This is a genomic window from Micrococcus sp. iso_229 (assembly GCF_058072725.1).
Genome location: NZ_CM176514.1, coordinates 740944 through 758045, shown reverse-complemented (window position 1 = coordinate 758045; position 17102 = coordinate 740944). Strand labels below are relative to the sequence as shown.

The window sequence follows — 17102 nt, the reverse complement described above, 5'->3', positions numbered from 1 at the left end:
GGCGAGTGGGCCGGGAGCAGTCGGACATGGCACCCCTTCGTCGCCGTGCGTCCGAAGGGGACGGCGACCTATCGGCTGCGGCATCGTCCGGCGATGACGTCCTGAAGGTCGCAGGACGGATGGAGCCAGGTGGCCGCTGCCCGCTCATGCCTCGCGCGCGGCCCTGTCCCCACCCAGCAGAGCACGCGCCGGAAGGACTGCTGCAATGAGAACCCAGGGCACCGAACTCGGTGCCTGCGTCACGAGAGACCCCGCCAGGGCCGCCGCCGAGAAGACCAGGGCGACCATCCCAACCGGCACCGATCGGGCAAGAACTGCGCTCGCGATGCACGCGATCAGCGCCCCCGCGACCAGCAGGGTCGACACAGCACTCCCCCACGGCCCACGCCCCGAAGGGTCCGGCCAGTTGACCCAACACGCCAGAACGACAACCCCCACCAGGGCCAGCGCAACCCAGCGCTTCAACGGCATGACTCTCTCCGCTCTGTTGAGATGAGCGCCAACCTACGTGTGGTGACAGGTGAACTCCACTCCTTCGCCCCGATCACCCACCCGCACTCTGGGGCAGCCGCCCACCGCGGTCTACGCTCTGACCCATGGCGCAGATCATCCTCTTCCACCACGCCCTCGGTCTCACGGACGGCGTGCGTGCGCTCGCCGACCAGATCGCCAGCGGCGGTCACACGGTCCACACCCCTGACCTTCTACGACGGCCGCACCTTCGCCACCGTGGACGAGGGTGTCTCCCACGCCGAGCAGATCGGCTTCGAGGAGATCGGCCAGCGCGGCATGCGGGCGTGTGCTGAGCACCAGGAGGCCTCCGTCGTCGCGGGCGTCAGCATGGGCGTGATGCCCGCCTGGCGCGCCGCCCAGGTGGTCCCCGGCTTCCGCGCGTGCATCGCCATGGCCGGCGCCCTGCCCCTCGACGCCTTCGCCCCGCTCTGGCAGCCCCACACCGCCCTGCAGATCCACCTCGGCACCCGCGACCCCTGGGCCCTCGAGGGCGACCTCGAGACCGCCCGCTCCTACGCGGCCACCGCCGAGCACCCGGACCGCCCCGCCGACCTCTTCGAGTACGACACGGACCGGCACCTGTTCATGGACTCCTCCACCGCGGACTTCGACGCGGATCTCACCGCCGTGCTGGTGCGCCGCATCCACGAACTCCTGGCCTGAGCCGCGGAGCGGGTCCGGCTCAGGCGGAACGCCGCCCGCGCATCACCGTCGCCAGGACGGCCAGCAGCACGAACACGAAGCCCGCGGCCGCCGCGAACACGTAGCCGGCGGACGGGGCGACGCCGTCGATGAACACGCCGGCCAGCGGGGCACCCATCGCGGCGCCCGCGGTCATGGCCGAGCCGTAGAAGCCCATCGCCTCGCCGCGCCGCTCCTCCACCACGAGGTGCGAGAGTCGGGACGAGGCCGAGGCCAGGGTCGGCGCCGTCAGCAGGCCGGAGGGGATCGAGGCCAGTGCGAGCGCCCACACCCCGTCCACGAGCGCGAGCGGCACCGTCGCCACGGCGAACAGCGCCATCAGCCGGTACGGGTGCACCTGGCGGCCCCAGGCCCCATAGAACAGCCCGCCCACGGCGGAGGCGCCGCACCAGAACGCATACACCAGGCCCACCGACGCCGCGGCACCCTGGGACTCCAGCTCGGCCACCATCGAGACCTCGGTGCCGACCATGACGATCCCGGCCGCCATCGACACCACGAGCACGCCGAGCACCTCCGACCCGATCCAGGAGAAGTGGGTCCGCCGCCACTGCCGCAGCCGCTCGGCCCGGGCCTGGCGCGGCGCCGTCGTCGGCCCGGAGCCGTCCGCCGCGATCACCGGCAGCGCCCCGGTGACGATCGGGATGGCCTCGGTGATCGCGGGCAGCGCGCCGGTGGCCAGACTGGGGGCGGCCATCTCCACGTGCATGGGCGCGGCGGTCACCGCCTGGGCGATCGCCTCCTGACGGTCCTGCTCCTCGGTGTACGGGTCCTCGGTCGCCGGCCCGACGACGGCCAGCTGGCTCGACCGCGTGGGCGGGTTGAACCACATCAGCAGGATGCCGCCCAGCGCGCTGGACAGGCCCACGATGGTCAGGCCGAGGGCACTCGACCACGTGGCCGCGACGACGGCGCCCAGCGCCGGGCCCATCATGAAGATCGTCTCCGTGACGATGGAGTCCAGGGCGAAGGCCGTCTGCCGGTCCTTGCCGTGGGTGAGCACGCCGAGTCCCTGCCGGACCACGGAGAAGATCGGCAGCGAGAACACGCCGCCCAGGAACACGGCCAGGAGCATCGGCCAGAACGGCAGCCACGGGACGATCGGCCAGATCACCGCCTCCGCGATCACGGAGGGCAGCAGTGCACGGCGCAGCCCCTTCGCGTCCACCACGCGGCCCCGCCACGGCGAGCCCACCGCGATGCCCAGCGTCATCGCCGCCCCGGCCAGGCCGGCCTGGCCGTAGCCCAGGCCCAGCGTGAGCGCCACGTGGAGGGTGAGGATCACCCCGGCCGCGGTGTGCGGGAAGCGGGCGATGAACCCCACCGCCAGCAGATGGCGGATCCGAGGGTCCTGCAACAGCCGTCCGTACGCTCCGAAGTCCACCGTCGAATCCTATGGGAGACGTCAAGGCACGCCCCGGAGGCGCCGCCGAGACAGCCGCGCGCTCGGCGGACTCAGCTGTTGCTGCGCCGGTCCTTGGCCCGGATCAGGTCGAGTGCGATGGCCGTGCCGAGCACGGCGCAGCGCACCACGGGCGGCATGCCGGGGTCCAGGCGCATCTCGTACCGCGAGCGCCCGGCCAGGGCGTTCATGACCCCTCCGAACCGCGCGGTCACGCGGGCGATCGGCTGCTGGCCCACGGTCATGGCGTAGTCGTGGTCCCACAGGTCGCCGGTCACCGCGAAGCACGTGCCGTCCACGACCTCGACGTTCACGGACGTCCGCAGGAACGCGAACTGGCGGACGAGGTGGGCCAGGGGCAGCCCGTCGGGGTCCAGGATCGCGAAGCGGTCGCGGCCGAACGTGGCCGGGTCGGCGAGGCGGAAGAGCACGCGGCCGTCGTCACCGTCGACCACGTCGAAGCTGCGGCTCCCCATCAGCATTCGGCCCAGCCCCCCGCCCGTGGTGACCACCGAGACGACGGTGCGCCCGTCCGGGTCCGTCACCTGGATGTCGTTGGACAGGAAGCTCGTCACCTGCTGCAGGGTGAGGACGTCCGTGTGGGCGAGGCGACCGGCGTCGAAGGCGGGGCTCATGGGACCAGTCTGCCGTGTCGGACCCGGCGGAATACCCAGTACCGGACGGCTCGTTGTGCGGTATAGTTCATTTTTTAAGAACACGGCGACGGCGCGGCCGCACCGTGAGACCCGCCCCCGGGCACACTGAGGAGCACACCATGCAGTTCGGCGTCTTCACGATCGGCGACATCACCGCCGATCCGACGAACGGGACCGCCCCCACCGAGCATCAGCGGATCAAGGACACCGTCAAGATCGCCCGCCACGCCGAGCAGGCGGGCTTCGAGGTGTTCGCGACCGGCCAGCACCACAACCCGCCCTTCGTGGCCCCGGGCAACCCGCCCACGCTGCTGGCCTACCTGGCCGCGCAGACCGAGACCCTCCAGCTCTCCACGGCGACGACCCTGATCACCACCATGGACCCGGTGCGTCTGGCCGAGGACTACGCGTACCTGCAGCACCTCGCCGACGGCCGTGTGGACCTGACGATGGGCCGCGGCAACACCGGCCCCGTGTACCCGTGGTTCGGCAAGGACATCCGCCAGGGCATCCAGCTCGCCGTGGAGAACTACAACCTCCTCTACCGCCTGTGGCACGAGGAGACCGTGGACTGGAGCGGCAATCACCGCACCCCGCTGCAGGACTTCACCCTCACCCCGCAGCCCCTGGACGGCGTCGCCCCCTTCGTGTGGCACGGCTCCATCCGCTCCCCCGAGATCGCCGAGCAGGCCGCCTACTACGGCGACGGCTACTTCCACAACAACATCTTCTGGAACAAGGAGCACGTCATCCAGATGGTGCGCCTGTACCGCCAGCGCTACGAGTACTACGGCCACGGCAAGGCCCATCAGGCGTACGTGGCCCTGGGCGGCCAGGCCTACATGGCGAAGAACTCGCAGGACGCCGTGGCGGAGTTCCGCCCCTACTTCGACAACGCGCCGGTCTACGGCCACGGCCCGTCCCTCGAGGACTTCTCGAGGATGACGCCCCTGACGGTCGGCTCGCCGCAGCAGGTCATCGAGCGCACGCTCACGTTCCGCGACTGGGTGGGCGACTACCAGCGCCAGATGTTCCTCATCGACCACGCCGGCCTGCCCACGGACACCGTCCTGCGGCAGATCGACCTCTTCGGCGAGGAGGTCCTGCCCGTGCTGCGCAAGGAGTTCGACGCTCTCCGGCCGGACGACGTCCCGGCGGCCCCGACCCACGAGTTCCTCGTGGCACGCGCCCGCCGCGGCGAGGCCCCCGTGCCCGGCGGCAAGGAGGGATCGCAGGCCCAGCTCGACCGCGCGGCGGCCGCCGAGCAGCGCGCCACCGCCGACGCCGCGAAGGGCGGTGCCGCGCAGTGACCACCCCCGGCACCCTCGATGCCTCCGACCCGTTCACGCCGCAGGCCCGACACCTCGCCGTGGTCTCCGGCGGGTCCGGGGACCCGTCACAGACCCGCATGCTCGCCGAACGCCTGGCCGAGTCCGCCTCGGCGGCGCTCTCCGAGCACGGCGTGGTCCCGCAGATCCACCTGATCACGTTGCGGGAGCTCGCCACGGACATCGCGCAGGCCCTGGTGACCTTCGCGATCTCCCCGGCCCTGCGCGCGGCCCTGGACGAGGTCGCCCAGGCCGACGCCGTCATCGCGGTCTCGCCCACGTACAAGGCCTCCTACTCGGGCCTGTTCAAGTCCTTCTGGGACCTCGCGGAGCCCACGTCCGTCGTCGGGGTGCCCGTGCTCCTCGGCGCCACCGGCGGCACCGCCCGCCACTCGCTCATGATCGACACCGCCATGCGGCCGCTGTTCGCCTACCTCAAGGCCCGCATCGTGCCGACCGCGGTCTTCGCGGCCTCGGACGACTGGGGCGAGGCGGCCGGCGTGCAGGAATCGATGCGGACCGACCCGCTGCAGTCCCGCATCCGGGCCGCCGGACGCGACCTGGCCGAGATCACCCTGAACCGCCCCCCGCGGGCACGCGCCGCCGCGCCCGCGGACCTCGACCTGGAGGTGACCCCCTTTGAGCAGCTCCTCAACCCCGGCCCCTGAGCCCGCCACTCCGGACGCGGCGGCGCCGACGGAGCCCGACGGCGGCTGGTTCGGCTCCGCCTCGGAGGCGCACCGCCCGGTGGACCTGCCCAAGCGCGCCTGGCGCGCCTACTTCGAGGCCACCCAGATGCTCACGGAGGTACTGGAGCGCCGACTCAAACAGGACTGCGGCATGTCGCTGGCCGACTACAACCTGCTGCTGCTCCTCTACGAGTCCCCCGAGGGCCGGCTCCGGCTGGGAGAGCTGGCGTCCCGGATGGTCTTCTCCCCGTCGCGCATCACCTACCAGGTGAAGACGCTCGTGGCCCGCGGCCTGATCGACCGCCGCCCGGTGGCCTGTGACCGGCGGGGCTTCGAGGCCGTGCTCACCGACGAGGGCCGGTCCGCCTTCCGGCGCGCCGCGATCGTGCACGCCCGGCAGGCGGACGAGCTCTTCCTCGGCGACCTGGCCCCGGGCGAGGCGGAGTCCCTCACCCGGATCTTCTCCCGCCTGGGGTGCCGGCTCGAGGGGATGTGCTGACCACGTCCCCACCTGGCCGGGGTCGCCCCGGCCCCGGGACGTGACGAGGCCCGGTGATCCGTGCGGGATCACCGGGCCTCGTCGTGCCGTTCGGGGCGGAATCGATCAGCCGACCAGCTGACCGTCCAGGGTCACGGTGGCGTCCGTGGCGGCACCGGCGGCGTCGACCACGGTGACCACCACGGAGCCGCCCGCAGGCACCTCGGCCGGCACGGGCAGCCAGGCGCGGTACTCGCCGGTGAGGTCCAGGCCGTCCTGGCCCAGGACGGTGCCGTCCGCGTCGTAGGCCGTGACGGTGACGGAGGCGAAGCCGCCCTGATCCGTCTGCGCGACCACCCGGGTGCCGTAGGCGACACCCTCGGCGGGCGCGGCCACGACGTCGGTCACGCCCGGCGCGGCGGCCTCGGCGGCCGGGGCCACGACGTCGGTCACGCCCGGCGCGGCGGCCTCGGCGGCCGGGGCCTCAGCAGCGGGGGCCGCCTCGGCGGCCTCCTCCTCCGCGGCGGCCTCGGCGCGGGCCTTGAGCTCGGCCGCGATGGCCTCCTCCTCGGCCGGCGTGAACTCGGTCAGTTCCGACTCGTCCACGGCAGGCTCGCCGCCGGTGGGCAGGTCCTCGTCGGCCACGGGGCCGGCGACGTCGGCGATCGCCGGGGCGGTCTCGGCGGTCTCGGCGGCGGGCGCCGCGGAGGCGTCCAGCGCGTCGAGGGACTCGACCGGGACCATGATCGAGGACATCGCCTGGGCGTCGCAGCCCACCACGTTGCCCTCGGCGTCGAAGGTCACCGGGGCGATGCCCGAGATGACACCGACCACCCGCTGCTGGGCGTCATAGACGGCGCCGCCCGAGTCGCCGGCGTGGGTCGAGGCGGTGTCCAGGGCGACCTGATCCGCGTACGCGTCGTCGCAGACCGTGGCGGCCTCGAACGTCTGCGTGTGGGACACGGTGTTCGGCGCGCCCAGCGGCACGGACGAGCCATGGGTGTAGACGGTCTCGCCCACACCGACGGATGAGGCCGGCCGCGTGGACCAGTCGCCCACGACGTCGACGTCGTCGGCCAGGGCCACGCGGACCGCGTCCACGCCCGAATCGCCGGGCAGTGCCGAGACGGTGCCGATCGCTGCGCCGTCGACGTCGCGGACGGTCGATCCGATCTGCCACTGGCCCGCGCCGCAGTGGGCCGCGGTGTAGGCGGTGGCCTCGTCGACGATGGTCAGGCTGCACGCCCCGGCCGGCGCGGTGATCGCCGAGCCCTGGGTGAGCGTGGTCTGCGCGAGGGCGGGGCCGGCACCGGCCACCACCACCGCGCCCAGCGCCGCGGTGGCGACGCCGGTCAAGGTTCTGGTTTTCATGGGTACTCCTCGGAGGATGGGAGGCATGGGGCCGGCGCGCGGCGCACGGCCTCCAAGGATGGGGTGGGGCCACCACGGGCCCTCCCCTCCCCCTCAACGGTACCGGACGCGCCGGGCGACCGATCAGGGTCGGCGGACCGTGATCTCCACGGAGTCGGCCCGCTCGGCCAGCAGCGGCAGGTCTGCCAGGAGGGTCCTGAGCGTGGCCGTCATCAGGCGCACCCCGGCCGCGTCGGCGTCCCGGGTGGGCATCGCGACGATCTGCAGCTCGGGCCCGGCCCCGCCTCCGTTCATCACCGCGCCGGAGCCCGTGTGCGTGGCCACCCCCGACCCGGGGGCGAGGCCCAGGTTCAGCAGGTTCGGGACCAGGTCGGCGACCTCGGCGATCTCGTCCGCGATCTCCTGGTCCCGGTAGGCGGGGGTCCACTCCTTCTGCTGGGCGAGCGACCACACGGCCGGGCGTCGCACCACGTACGTGTGCTCGGCGCCGGCGTCGATGACGACGAGCTCACAGCCCTCGTCCACGGCGGACAGACAGGCACGCGGCAGCCAGACGGCCACGGGCCGGGCGACCGGGTTCCACGCGGTCAGCGCGGGCACGTTCGTGAACACCGGCAGCGCCTGCCGGCCGTCCGGCGCGCGCATGGTCACGAGGGCCACGTCCGCGGCCTTGTCCCCGTGCGCCGCGACGTCGTGCTCGTGGCCGGTGTGGTCGCCGTGGTCGTGGACGTCATCCTCGTCCACGGCGAGGGTGGGCACGACGGCGGCGAACACGCGGATGCGCGTGAGCACCTCCGTCACCTCCCGCTCACCGGCGGAGCCGTCCGTCAGGGCCGCCATGACGGCGGTCCACTCGGCCGGGCTGGTGCCGTCGTCCTCGTCGAACACGTGCAACGGGTTCGCGGAGCCGTCCACGCCGGGGCCGGAGAGGTCGCGGCCCTGCCACGGGATGCCCGCGGTGTCCGCGGTGTTCTCGCCCGCGGTCTTCTCCCGCATGCGGTCGAGTGCGGCCCGGATGTGCCCCGGCAGCTCCCGGGCCGCCGGGTGCGGCACCGCGACCGTCTCGTCGATCGGGCCGAGCCCGTCGCCGCGGGCCAGGCCGCCGTCGTCGTGCGAACCCGTCACGGGGCGACCGGGCCAGGCTGCTCGGAGCGCGCCTGCTCCACCGTGGCGCCGCCGGCGACGGCCAGCGCCTGCTCCAGGCTGAAGCGGCCGGCGTACAGCGCCTTGCCCATGATCGCGCCCTCGACGCCCTGGCCGGTCATGGCCGCGAGCGCGGCGACGTCCTCGAGGGAGGAGATGCCGCCCGAGGCGACGACCGGCTTCGCGGTCTTCGCGCAGACCTGGGCCAGCAGCTCCGTGTTCGGCCCCTTGAGCGTGCCGTCCTTCGTGACGTCGGTGACCACGTAGCGGGCGCAGCCGGCGTCCTCGAGGCGGTCCAGCACCTCCCAGAGGTCGCCGCCCTCCTTCGTCCAGCCGCGGGCGGCGAGCGTGGTACCGCGCACGTCGAGGCCCACGGCCACCCGGTCGCCGAAGCGCTCGATGACGCGCGCGGTCCACTCCGGGTCCTCGAGGGCGGCGGTGCCCAGGTTCACCCGCGCCGCACCCATCTCGAGGGCGTTCTCGAGCGAGGCGTCGTCGCGGATGCCGCCGGACAGCTCGATCTTCACGCCGATCTCCTCCACCACACGGCGCATGACCTCGCGGTTGTCACCGCGGCCGAAGGCGGCGTCCAGGTCCACGAGGTGGATCCACTCCGCGCCGGCGCGCTGCCAGTCCAGGGCGGCGGTCACCGGGTCGCCGTACGAGGTGGCGCTGCCGGCCTCGCCCTGGACCAGGCGGACGGCCTGGCCGTCCTGGACGTCGACCGCGGGCAGCAGCTCGAGGGCGGGGGCGTTCGGGGTCATGGGGTTCCTCTCGGGTGGGGCGGCCGGCGCGGTCAGGCGCCGACGGTCAGGAAGGAGGCGGCGATGGCCATGCCGGCCAGCACAAGGACGATCACGATGGCCCACAGCGGCGCCTTCTGCGTGCGCAGGGACCAGGCGGCGCCGAGCAGCAGCCCGCCGAGGGCGAGGTACAGGACGGACCAGTAGGGCATCAGAGGGTCTCCAGCCAGTTGCGCAGCAGCTGCAGCCCGGCATCCCCGGACTTCTCGGGGTGGAACTGCGTGGCGGACAGGGGGCCGTTCTCCACGGCGGCGATGAAGTCCGCGCCGTGGTGCGCCCAGGTGACCTGGGGCGGACGCATGGCGGAGATCGTCTGGTCGAACTCCCACTCGAGCACGCCGTAGGAGTGGACGAAGTAGAACCGCTCGTCCTCGATGCCGGCGAAGAGGGCGCTGCCTTCGGGCGGCCGGACGGTGTTCCAGCCCATGTGGGGCAGGACCTCGGCGGGCAGCTCGGCGACGACACCCGGCCACTCCCCCATGCCCGCGGTGCGCTCGCCGTGCTCGACGCCGGCGTCGAAGAGGATCTGGTGGCCCACGCAGATGCCGAGGACGGGTCGGCCCCCGGCCACGCGGCGGCCGATCCAGCGGGTGCCGCCGACCTCGGTCAGTGCCCGCATCACGGACGCGTACGCCCCGACGCCGGGCACGAGCAGCCCGTCGGCCTCCTGCACGGCCTGCGGATCGCGCGTGAGCTCGACCTCCGCGCCGGCCCGCTCCACGGCACGCAGCGCCGAGTGCACGTTGCCCGAGCCGTAGTCCAGGACGGCGACGCGCGGCCGCACACCGGGGACGGTGGTGGGGCGGGCCATCAGAGGGCGCCCTTGGTGGAGGGCACGCCGGTCATGCGGGGGTCGTCCTCGACGGCGGCGCGCAGGGCGCGGGCGAAGGCCTTGAACTGCGCCTCGACGATGTGGTGCGGATCCCGGCCCCGCACGACGTCCATGTGGAGGCAGATCGCCGCGTGGTACGTGATCGACTCGAACACGTGGCGCGTCATGGAACCGGTGAAGTGCCCGCCGATGCGGTGGTACTGCTGCCCCTCGGGCTCGCCCTCGTGCACGAGGTAGGGCCGGCCGGAGACGTCGACGACGGCGCGCGCCAGCGCCTCGTCCAGCGGCACGGACGCCTCGCCGAAGCGGCGGATGCCGGACTTGTCCCCGAGCGCGGTCTTGAGCACCTCGCCCAGGGTGATGGCGACGTCCTCGACCGTGTGGTGCACGTCGATGTGCGTGTCACCGGTGGCGCGGACCGTCAGATCGATCTGGGAGTGCCGGGACAGCGCGGTGAGCATGTGGTCGTAGAACGGCACGGTGGTGGAGATCTCAGCACGGCCGGTGCCGTCCAGATCCATCTCGACGTACACGTCCGACTCGCTCGTGGTGCGCGTCATGCGCGCACGGCGTCCGGAGATCAGCTCGGCTGCCACGGGTCCTCCTCGGGCTGGGGCCGCACCGGTCCGGGACGGGTGCGGGGGATGCGGGTGCGCGCGGCCGGTGCCGGCGGGCCGGGGCGCCGCGCGCGCTGTCCCCATCCTAGGGAGCCGGGCGGACGCCGCGACTCCGGTGACGCCTCAGGACCGGTGCCCGGTCTCGCCGAGGACCTCCGCGAGAGCAGTGAGGAACGCCGTCGTCTCCGCCTCGGTGCCGGCGGTGACGCGCAGGTGGTGCGGGATGCCGACGTCCCGCACGAGCACGCCTCGGTCGAGCAGGCGGCGCCACACGTCGGAGGCGTCCTCGAGGTGACCGAAGAAGACGAAGTTCGAGTCGGACACCGAGGGCCTCAGTCCCAGGCCGCGCAGGGTGGAGACGATGCGGTCGCGCTGGGCCTTGATGTCCTCCACGGTGCGCAGCAGCGCGTCCACGTGGTCGAGAGCGGCCTCCGCCGTGGCCTGCGTGACCGCGGAGAGGTGGTACGGCAGGCGCACCAGGCGCAGGGCGTCGGTGACGGCGGGGTCCGCGGCCAGGTAGCCCAGGCGCGCGCCGGCCAGGGCGAACGCCTTGGACATGGTGCGCGTGACGATCAGCCGCTCACGGCCGGGCAGGAGCGTGAGGGCGGAGCGGGTGCCGGCGAGGGCGAACTCCGCGTAGGCCTCGTCCACGACGACCATCGCGCCGGGCCCGCCGGCAGCCTCGTTCTCCGCCTGCGCGGCGTACACGGCCTCGATGGTCGCCAGGTCCAGGGCGGTGCCCGTCGGGTTGTTGGGGGAGGCCAGGAAGACGACGTGCGGACGGTGCTCCCGCACCATGGCCGCCGCGTGCTCGGCGCTGAGGCTGTGGTCGTCGGCGCGGCCGCCGTCCACGAACACGGTGTCCGTGCCGCCGGCCAGCAGCGGGTACATGGAGTACGAGGGCAGGAAGCTCAGCAGGGTCCGCCCCGGGCCGCCGAAGGCCTGGAGGATCTGCTGCAGGATCTCGTTGGAGCCGTTGCCGGCCCACACGTGGTCCGCCGTGAGGCCGTGGCCGAGGTAGCCGGCGAGCGCATGTCGCAGCCCCGTGAACTCGCGGTCCGGGTAGCGGTTCAGCCCCCCGGCGACGGCCGCGACCCGCTCGGCGATCGCGGCGGCGACCTCCTCCGGCACCGGGTGCGTGTTCTCGTTGGTGTTGAGCATGTACGGCACGTCCAGCTGGGGGGCGCCGTAGGGGCTCAGGCCGCGGAGGTTCTCGCGCAGGGGCAGAGTGCTGAGGTCGGTCATGGCCGCCAGTCTAGGAACCGTGGAGGGCGAGGCCCGCCGTGCGTCACCGCATGGCCGGGACGAACAGCTCCTCACCCGGGGCGGGGGCCCGGCCCTCGAGCCCGTTGAGCTCGTCGATCGTGGCGATCACCTCGTAGACGTCCGCCTCCGGCGCCACCGTGGTGGCGATGGTCCACAGGCTGTCCCCGGGCATGACCGTGACGGACTGGGTGGCCGGTCCTGCGGTGTCCGCGGACACCGCGGCGGGCGACAGCAGCACACCCAGGAAGAAGGCGGCCGCCAGCGTGGCGGCCACGGCCGCGGCGATCACGGGGATCCCCCGCAGCACGAGGCGGCCGCGGCGGGTCAGACGGATGGTGGCCGGACGCGGCCGCGCGGTCGCGGGCGAGCCGGCGAACTGGGCGGTGGTGAGCGTCATGGTGTCCTCCTCCGGGGCGAGTGCCCTCCAGGCGATCGAACATCTGTTCGAATCCGTTCGAGTACTTTTCTAGCACAGGTGTTCGAGACACGCCACGACGAGATCGAACATATCTTTGAATGAGAGGCGGCTCTCCTCTAGGCTCGAGGCGATGCACGGACGCCCCGGAACGCCCCCGGGGACCGCCAGGACACAGGCAACCAGCGGGGGCGGACACGGTAAGCGTCCGGACGGCAGCCGGACGCCGGAACACGAGGCCGGCCACCATCACCCCCGGGAGAACGGACGGCAGCCATGAGCACCACCGACGATCAGCCGGCGGCGCGCGCGCCGCTCACCGACCGCCAGCGGCGGATCGTGCAGACCATCCGGGACGCGATCGCCGACCACGGCTACCCGCCCTCCATGCGCGAGATCGGCGACGCCGCGGGCCTGGCCTCGCTCTCCTCCGTCACGCACCAGCTCGGCCGTCTCGAGCGACACGGCTACATCCGGCGCGACCCGGGCCGCCCGCGTGCCCTCGAGGTGCTGCGCGACGTGGACGGCACCCCGCTGGGTGAGGCCGCCTCCCCCGCCGCTGCGCCGTCGTCGCAGGTCTCCGCGATCCCCGCGTGGCACACCGGCGCGGACGGGGCGGACAGCGTACCGGTCCCCTGGGTCGGCCGCATCGCGGCGGGCGGCCCCGTCCTGGCCGAGCAGCAGGTCGAGGACGTCATGGCGATCCCGCGCCGCCTCACGGGCGAGGGCGAGCTGTTCATGCTGCGCGTCACGGGCGACTCGATGGTGGACGCCGCGATCTGCGACGGCGACTGGGTGGTGGTGCGCCGGCAGGAGACGGCGGAGAACGGCGACATCGTCGCGGCCCTGCTCGACGACGAGGCCACGGTGAAGACCTTCCGCCGCCGTGACGGGCACACGTGGCTCCTGCCCCAGAACACGGCCTACGAGCCCATCCTCGGCGATCACGCCACCGTGATGGGGCGCGTCGTCACGGTCCTGCGCTCGCTCTGACCCGCGCCCTCCTACCGGGCCGGGCCGACGGTCCGAGGCCGAGCGAGGTCAATCGCCCGAGGCGAGCCGTGCCAGCACCCCGCGGACGACGTCGCCGTCCGTGGTGCGCCAGAAGTCCGGCAGGGCGCTCGTGATGTAGCCGCCGTACCGCTCGGTGGCCAGGCGGGGGTCCAGCACGGCCACCACGCCGCGGTCCGTCACGGAGCGCACGAGGCGCCCGGCGCCCTGGGCCATGCGCACGGCCGCGTGCGTGGCGGAGATCCGCATGAACCCGTTGCCGCCGTGCCGGGCGACGTCCCGGGTGCGGGCCTGGGAGAGCGGGTCGTCCGGCCGCGGGAACGGGATGCGGTCGATCACCACGAGCCGCAGCGAGTTCCCCGGCACGTCCACACCCTGCCACAGGCTCATGGTGCCGAACAGGGACGTGTCCGGCTCCTCGGCGAACTGGCGCACGAGGGCGGAGAGGGTCGCGTCCCCCTGACACAGGATCGTGGCCTTCGGCCCGAGCCGACGGCGCATCTCGGCGGCGGCGTCCTCAGCCGCCCGGCGCGAGGAGAACAGGCCGAGGGCCCCGCCCTGCGACGCCCTCAGGAGCGCCTCGAGCTCATCGAGGGACTCGGGCGAGGCCGTCCGGCCGGGCCGGGGCAGGTGCCGGGCCACGTAGAGCACGCCCTGACGCGGGTAGTCGAAGGGACTGCCGACGTCGAGGGCCTCGAACTTCGGGGCGTCCGGGCCGGCCAGGCCCACGTCGCCGGCCACCGAGTCGAACCGGCGCTCCCCCGAGCCCACGGTGAGCGTGGCGGAGGTGAGCACCGTCGTCGCCTTGCCGAACAGGCCCTCCCGCAGCTTGCCTGCCACCGAGAGCGGGGCCACGTAGAGCTGGGGCGGGTCTGTCTCGTCCCCCGGCTGCCAGCCCACGCCGGGCTCGAAGTGGCCGGGGCGGGTGGCCCACAGCACCTCGGGGAAGTCGGCCTCGGGCCGGGCCGCGAGCATGCGCTCCACCACCTCGAGGACCTCGAGGATCCGCGAGCGCGCCATCTGCCGTCCGCCGTCGGCGTCGGCCTCCTTGTCCTTGTCCTGGCCGAGGTCGGACAGGCACTGGCGCGCGGCCGTGAGGACGCCGGTGAGGGCCTGCTCCTGCACCTCGTCCGGGCCCGCGGCGATCAGGCCGGACGGGGTGTCCGTGAACGCGCGGTCCAGGGCCGCCCCGGCCTCGATCAGGTCCTCCACGGCTACGGTGGTGTGGCGGCGCAGCGAGGTGGCCGCGCCGTGCACGATCGACCCGGACAGCTGCCCGGTGACCGCACCGGTCACCCGGTCCTGGAGCTCGTGGGCCTCGTCCACCACGACGGCCGAGTACGCCGGCAGCACCGCGAGCCCCTCGAAGGCGCTGATGGCGAGCATCGCGTGGTTGGTGACCACGACGTCCGCGTCCGCCGCGTCCGCGCGGGCACGCTCAGAGAAGCACTCCTCGGCCTGGGGGCAGCGGGACGCGCCGAGGCAGTCGACCGCGGACACGGAGACCTGCCGCCACGCGCGGTCGGTGACGGGGACCTCGAGGTCGTCGCGGTCCCCGGTCTCGGTCTGGTCCGCCCACGCCCGCAGGTACATGACCTCCTTGCCCAACAGGGAGGAGGGCCCGGCGGCGCCGTCCGTGGCGGAGCCGATCATCCCGCCGTCGTCGGCGACCGTGAAGAGGGCCTCCTCGCCCTCGTCCCCGGGGTAGCCGCCGTCCACCTTGTGGCGACACAGGTAGTTGGAGCGGCCCTTGACCAGGGCGACGACGGGCTCGCGGGGCAGCTCGTCCTTGAGCGCCTCGACCAGCCGTGGGGCATCCCGCTTCATGATCTGGGCCTGCAGCGCGAGCGTGGCCGTGGCGACGACGACGGGGTCCTCCTGCGTCATCGCGTGCTGGAGGGCGGGGATCAGGTAGGCCAGGGACTTGCCGGTGCCGGTGCCGGCCTGCACGAGCAGGTGACGGCGCGACTCGAGGGCGCGCGCCACCTGCAGCACCATCTCCCGCTGGCCCGCACGGTGCTGGCCGCCGGTGGCCTGCACCGCGACATCCAGCAGGCGCAGCGCCTCGCGCTCGTGCTCCGTGCGCGGCTGCGCGCCGCCCGCCCCGGCTTCCTTCACCCCGTCGCTCACGACGCGTCCGCCTCCACGACGAACTCGGCGAAGTCCGGCGCGATGTCCTCACGGACCAGCACGGACAGGCGGGTGCCGCCCTCCTCGTAGCCCTCGGCGAGGATCTCCGCGTCCGCCGAGTGCAGGCGGGAGACCAGCTCACCCCGGGTGAACGGGACCAGCAGTTCGAGCCGCACGTCCGGCCGCGGGATGGTGGCCGCGATGGCGCGCTCCAGCTCGTCGATGCCCTCGCCGGTGCGCGCGGAGACCACCACGGCGTGGGGCTCCTTGGACCGGATCCGGGCGACGACGGCCGGGTCCGCTGCGTCTGCCTTGTTCAGCACGATGATCTCGGGGATCCGGTGCGCGTCCACCTCCGCGAACACGGAGCGCACCGCGGCGATCTGGCCCTCCGGGTCCGGGTGCGAGCCGTCCACGACGTGCAGGATGACGTCCGCGTCCGCGACCTCCTCGAGAGTGGAGCGGAACGCCTCGACCAGCTGCGTGGGCAGGTTCCGCACGAAGCCGACCGTGTCCGAGAGGGTGTAGCCGATGCCGTCCGGCGTCATGGCCTTGCGCACGGTGGGGTCCAGCGTGGCGAACAGGGCGTTCTCCACGAGCACCCCGGCGTGGGTGAGGCGGTTGAGCAGGGACGACTTGCCGGCGTTGGTGTAGCCGGCGATCGCCACGGACGGCACCCGGTTGCGACGACGGTTGGCGCGCTTGGCCTCGCGTGCCGGCTTCATCCCGGCGATGTCCCGGCGCAGCTTCGCCATACGAGTGCGGATGCGGCGGCGGTCCAGCTCGATCTTGGTCTCGCCGGGGCCGCGGGAGCCGATGCCCTCGCCGGCGGCGGCACGGCCGCCGGCCTGCCGGGACATGGACTCGCCCCAGCCGCGCAGGCGCGGCAGCAGGTACTCGAGCTGCGCGAGCTCGACCTGGGCGCGGCCCTCACGCGAGCTCGCGTGCTGGGCGAAGATGTCCAGGATCAGCGCGGTCCGGTCGATGACCTTCACCCGCACCACGTCCTCCAGCGCGCGGCGCTGGGACGGGGCGAGCTCGGAGTCCACCACCACGGTGTCCGCGCCGGAGAGCGCCACGATCTCGGCGAGCTCCTGCGCCTTGCCCTTGCCGAGGAACGTGGCCGGGTCCGGGGTGGCGCGACGCTGGATGACGCCGTCGAGCACCTCCGAGCCCGCGGTCTCGGCGAGCGCGGCGAGCTCCCGCAGGGAGTTCTCCGCGTCCTCCGCGGATCCCTCGGTCCAGACCCCCGCCAGCACCACGCGCTCCAGGCGCAGCTGGCGGTACTCGACCTCGGTCATGTCCTCGAGCTCGGTGGACAGGCCCTGCACGCGCTTGAGGGAGTGGCGCGCGGCGAGCTCGTCCTGGTCGCCGTCGGCATCCGTGTGGCCGTCCTCGCCCTCGTCCAGGGCGAGTGCGCGGCCCGCGAGCGCGGCGGAGCGATCCGGGGTGCCGGTGTCGAGGGCGCCCTCGTGGTCCGCGGCCACGCTGTCCGCGGAGCCGCGCCCGGTCGCCTCGCGGTCGGAGGCGCGGCGAGCGTCATCGGCGGCCAGGATGCGGTCGATCACGGCCTGGATCTCGTCCTCGGAGCCGTGGGCGCCCTGGGGGCCGGGGGTGTGCTGGTTCTTCTCAGTCATGGTCTCCTCTGGGCCGCCGCGGTCGGGCGGCCCGATGGTCTCAGGGTAGAGGGGTTGGCGGACGCGTTAGGCGGCTGTCCGCAGGGGGCGGACGTGGTGGGTGACGCGC

General features: G+C 73.4%; 17 protein-coding genes. 5 read left to right on the top strand and 12 right to left on the bottom strand.

Going from position 1 to position 17102, the window contains the following annotated elements:
- Nucleotides 1-729: 729 nt before the first annotated feature.
- Complete coding sequence (locus tag AC3RKA_RS03530) at nt 730-1176, top strand: dienelactone hydrolase family protein (RefSeq protein WP_489727503.1); 447 nt, start codon at nt 730-732, stop codon at nt 1174-1176.
- A 19-nt stretch (nt 1177-1195) separates the two neighbouring features.
- On the opposite strand, the gene AC3RKA_RS03525 is transcribed toward AC3RKA_RS03530, so the two are convergent.
- Both AC3RKA_RS03525 and AC3RKA_RS03520 read right to left on the bottom strand, forming a co-directional pair.
- Nucleotides 1196-2599, bottom strand: a complete 1404-nt coding sequence (locus tag AC3RKA_RS03525) for an MFS transporter (RefSeq protein ID WP_431794051.1) — start codon at nt 2597-2599, stop codon at nt 1196-1198.
- 71 nt (nt 2600-2670) lie between these two features.
- Nucleotides 2671-3252, bottom strand: coding sequence for an LURP-one-related/scramblase family protein (locus AC3RKA_RS03520; RefSeq protein ID WP_060774629.1), 582 nt, complete (start codon nt 3250-3252; stop codon nt 2671-2673).
- A 140-nt stretch (nt 3253-3392) separates the two neighbouring features.
- On the opposite strand from AC3RKA_RS03520, the gene AC3RKA_RS03515 reads away from it, so the two are divergent.
- From AC3RKA_RS03515 to AC3RKA_RS03505, 3 genes are read left to right on the top strand one after another with little or no spacing between them, the layout of a single operon-like run.
- Nucleotides 3393-4583, top strand: a complete 1191-nt coding sequence (locus AC3RKA_RS03515) for an LLM class flavin-dependent oxidoreductase (RefSeq protein WP_060774628.1) — start codon at nt 3393-3395, stop codon at nt 4581-4583.
- Nucleotides 4580-5269, top strand: a complete 690-nt coding sequence (locus AC3RKA_RS03510) for an FMN reductase (RefSeq protein ID WP_049159987.1) — start codon at nt 4580-4582, stop codon at nt 5267-5269. Before AC3RKA_RS03515 ends, AC3RKA_RS03510 begins: the two co-directional genes overlap by 4 nt.
- Nucleotides 5241-5789 (top strand): MarR family winged helix-turn-helix transcriptional regulator, encoded by a 549-nt coding sequence (locus tag AC3RKA_RS03505; protein ID WP_239668477.1) that lies wholly within the window; start codon nt 5241-5243, stop codon nt 5787-5789. Before AC3RKA_RS03510 ends, AC3RKA_RS03505 begins: the two co-directional genes overlap by 29 nt.
- Nucleotides 5790-5894: 105 nt before the next feature.
- On the opposite strand, the gene AC3RKA_RS03500 is transcribed toward AC3RKA_RS03505, so the two are convergent.
- The 8 genes from AC3RKA_RS03500 to AC3RKA_RS03465 all read right to left on the bottom strand — a co-directional run bounded on the left by AC3RKA_RS03500 (nt 5895) and on the right by AC3RKA_RS03465 (nt 12197).
- Nucleotides 5895-7139 carry a trypsin-like serine protease gene (locus AC3RKA_RS03500; protein WP_431794050.1) on the bottom strand — a complete coding sequence of 415 codons (1245 nt, stop codon included), beginning with the start codon at nt 7137-7139 and terminating at the stop codon, nt 5895-5897.
- A gap of 123 nt (nt 7140-7262) precedes the next feature.
- Nucleotides 7263-8264 carry an SseB family protein gene (locus AC3RKA_RS03495; RefSeq protein ID WP_049158382.1) on the bottom strand — a complete coding sequence of 334 codons (1002 nt, stop codon included), beginning with the start codon at nt 8262-8264 and terminating at the stop codon, nt 7263-7265.
- Complete coding sequence (priA, locus tag AC3RKA_RS03490; protein ID WP_049158381.1) at nt 8261-9046, bottom strand: bifunctional 1-(5-phosphoribosyl)-5-((5-phosphoribosylamino)methylideneamino)imidazole-4-carboxamide isomerase/phosphoribosylanthranilate isomerase PriA; 786 nt, start codon at nt 9044-9046, stop codon at nt 8261-8263. The genes AC3RKA_RS03495 and priA overlap by 4 nt, the downstream gene beginning before the upstream one ends.
- Before the next feature lie 32 nt (nt 9047-9078).
- Nucleotides 9079-9237 carry a hypothetical protein gene (locus AC3RKA_RS03485; protein WP_162838048.1) on the bottom strand — a complete coding sequence of 53 codons (159 nt, stop codon included), beginning with the start codon at nt 9235-9237 and terminating at the stop codon, nt 9079-9081.
- A complete protein-coding gene (hisH, locus tag AC3RKA_RS03480; RefSeq protein ID WP_004167703.1) occupies nt 9237-9896 on the bottom strand; it encodes an imidazole glycerol phosphate synthase subunit HisH in 660 nt (219 codons plus the stop codon). Before hisH ends, AC3RKA_RS03485 begins: the two co-directional genes overlap by 1 nt.
- Entirely contained in the window at nt 9896-10477 is a 582-nt protein-coding gene (hisB, locus tag AC3RKA_RS03475) for an imidazoleglycerol-phosphate dehydratase HisB (protein ID WP_169577989.1), read from the bottom strand. Before hisB ends, hisH begins: the two co-directional genes overlap by 1 nt.
- A 180-nt stretch (nt 10478-10657) precedes the next feature.
- Nucleotides 10658-11779 carry a histidinol-phosphate transaminase gene (locus AC3RKA_RS03470; protein ID WP_049158380.1) on the bottom strand — a complete coding sequence of 374 codons (1122 nt, stop codon included), beginning with the start codon at nt 11777-11779 and terminating at the stop codon, nt 10658-10660.
- 43 nt (nt 11780-11822) lie between these two features.
- On the bottom strand, nt 11823-12197 hold the full coding sequence (locus AC3RKA_RS03465; protein WP_004167706.1) for a LysM peptidoglycan-binding domain-containing protein: 375 nt from the start codon (nt 12195-12197) through the stop codon (nt 11823-11825).
- Between the two features lie 294 nt (nt 12198-12491).
- Here AC3RKA_RS03465 and lexA point away from each other — a divergent pair, with 294 nt between their 5' ends.
- Nucleotides 12492-13208 carry a transcriptional repressor LexA gene (gene lexA, locus AC3RKA_RS03460; protein ID WP_004167707.1) on the top strand — a complete coding sequence of 239 codons (717 nt, stop codon included), beginning with the start codon at nt 12492-12494 and terminating at the stop codon, nt 13206-13208.
- A gap of 48 nt (nt 13209-13256) precedes the next feature.
- Here the strand turns inward: lexA and AC3RKA_RS03455 are convergent, their stop codons facing one another.
- Both AC3RKA_RS03455 and hflX read right to left on the bottom strand, forming a co-directional pair.
- Nucleotides 13257-15356 (bottom strand): ATP-dependent DNA helicase, encoded by a 2100-nt coding sequence (locus AC3RKA_RS03455; protein ID WP_489727502.1) that lies wholly within the window; start codon nt 15354-15356, stop codon nt 13257-13259.
- Entirely contained in the window at nt 15353-16993 is a 1641-nt protein-coding gene (gene hflX / locus AC3RKA_RS03450; protein WP_049158378.1) for a GTPase HflX, read from the bottom strand. The genes AC3RKA_RS03455 and hflX overlap by 4 nt, the downstream gene beginning before the upstream one ends.
- Nucleotides 16994-17102 lie beyond the last annotated feature (109 nt).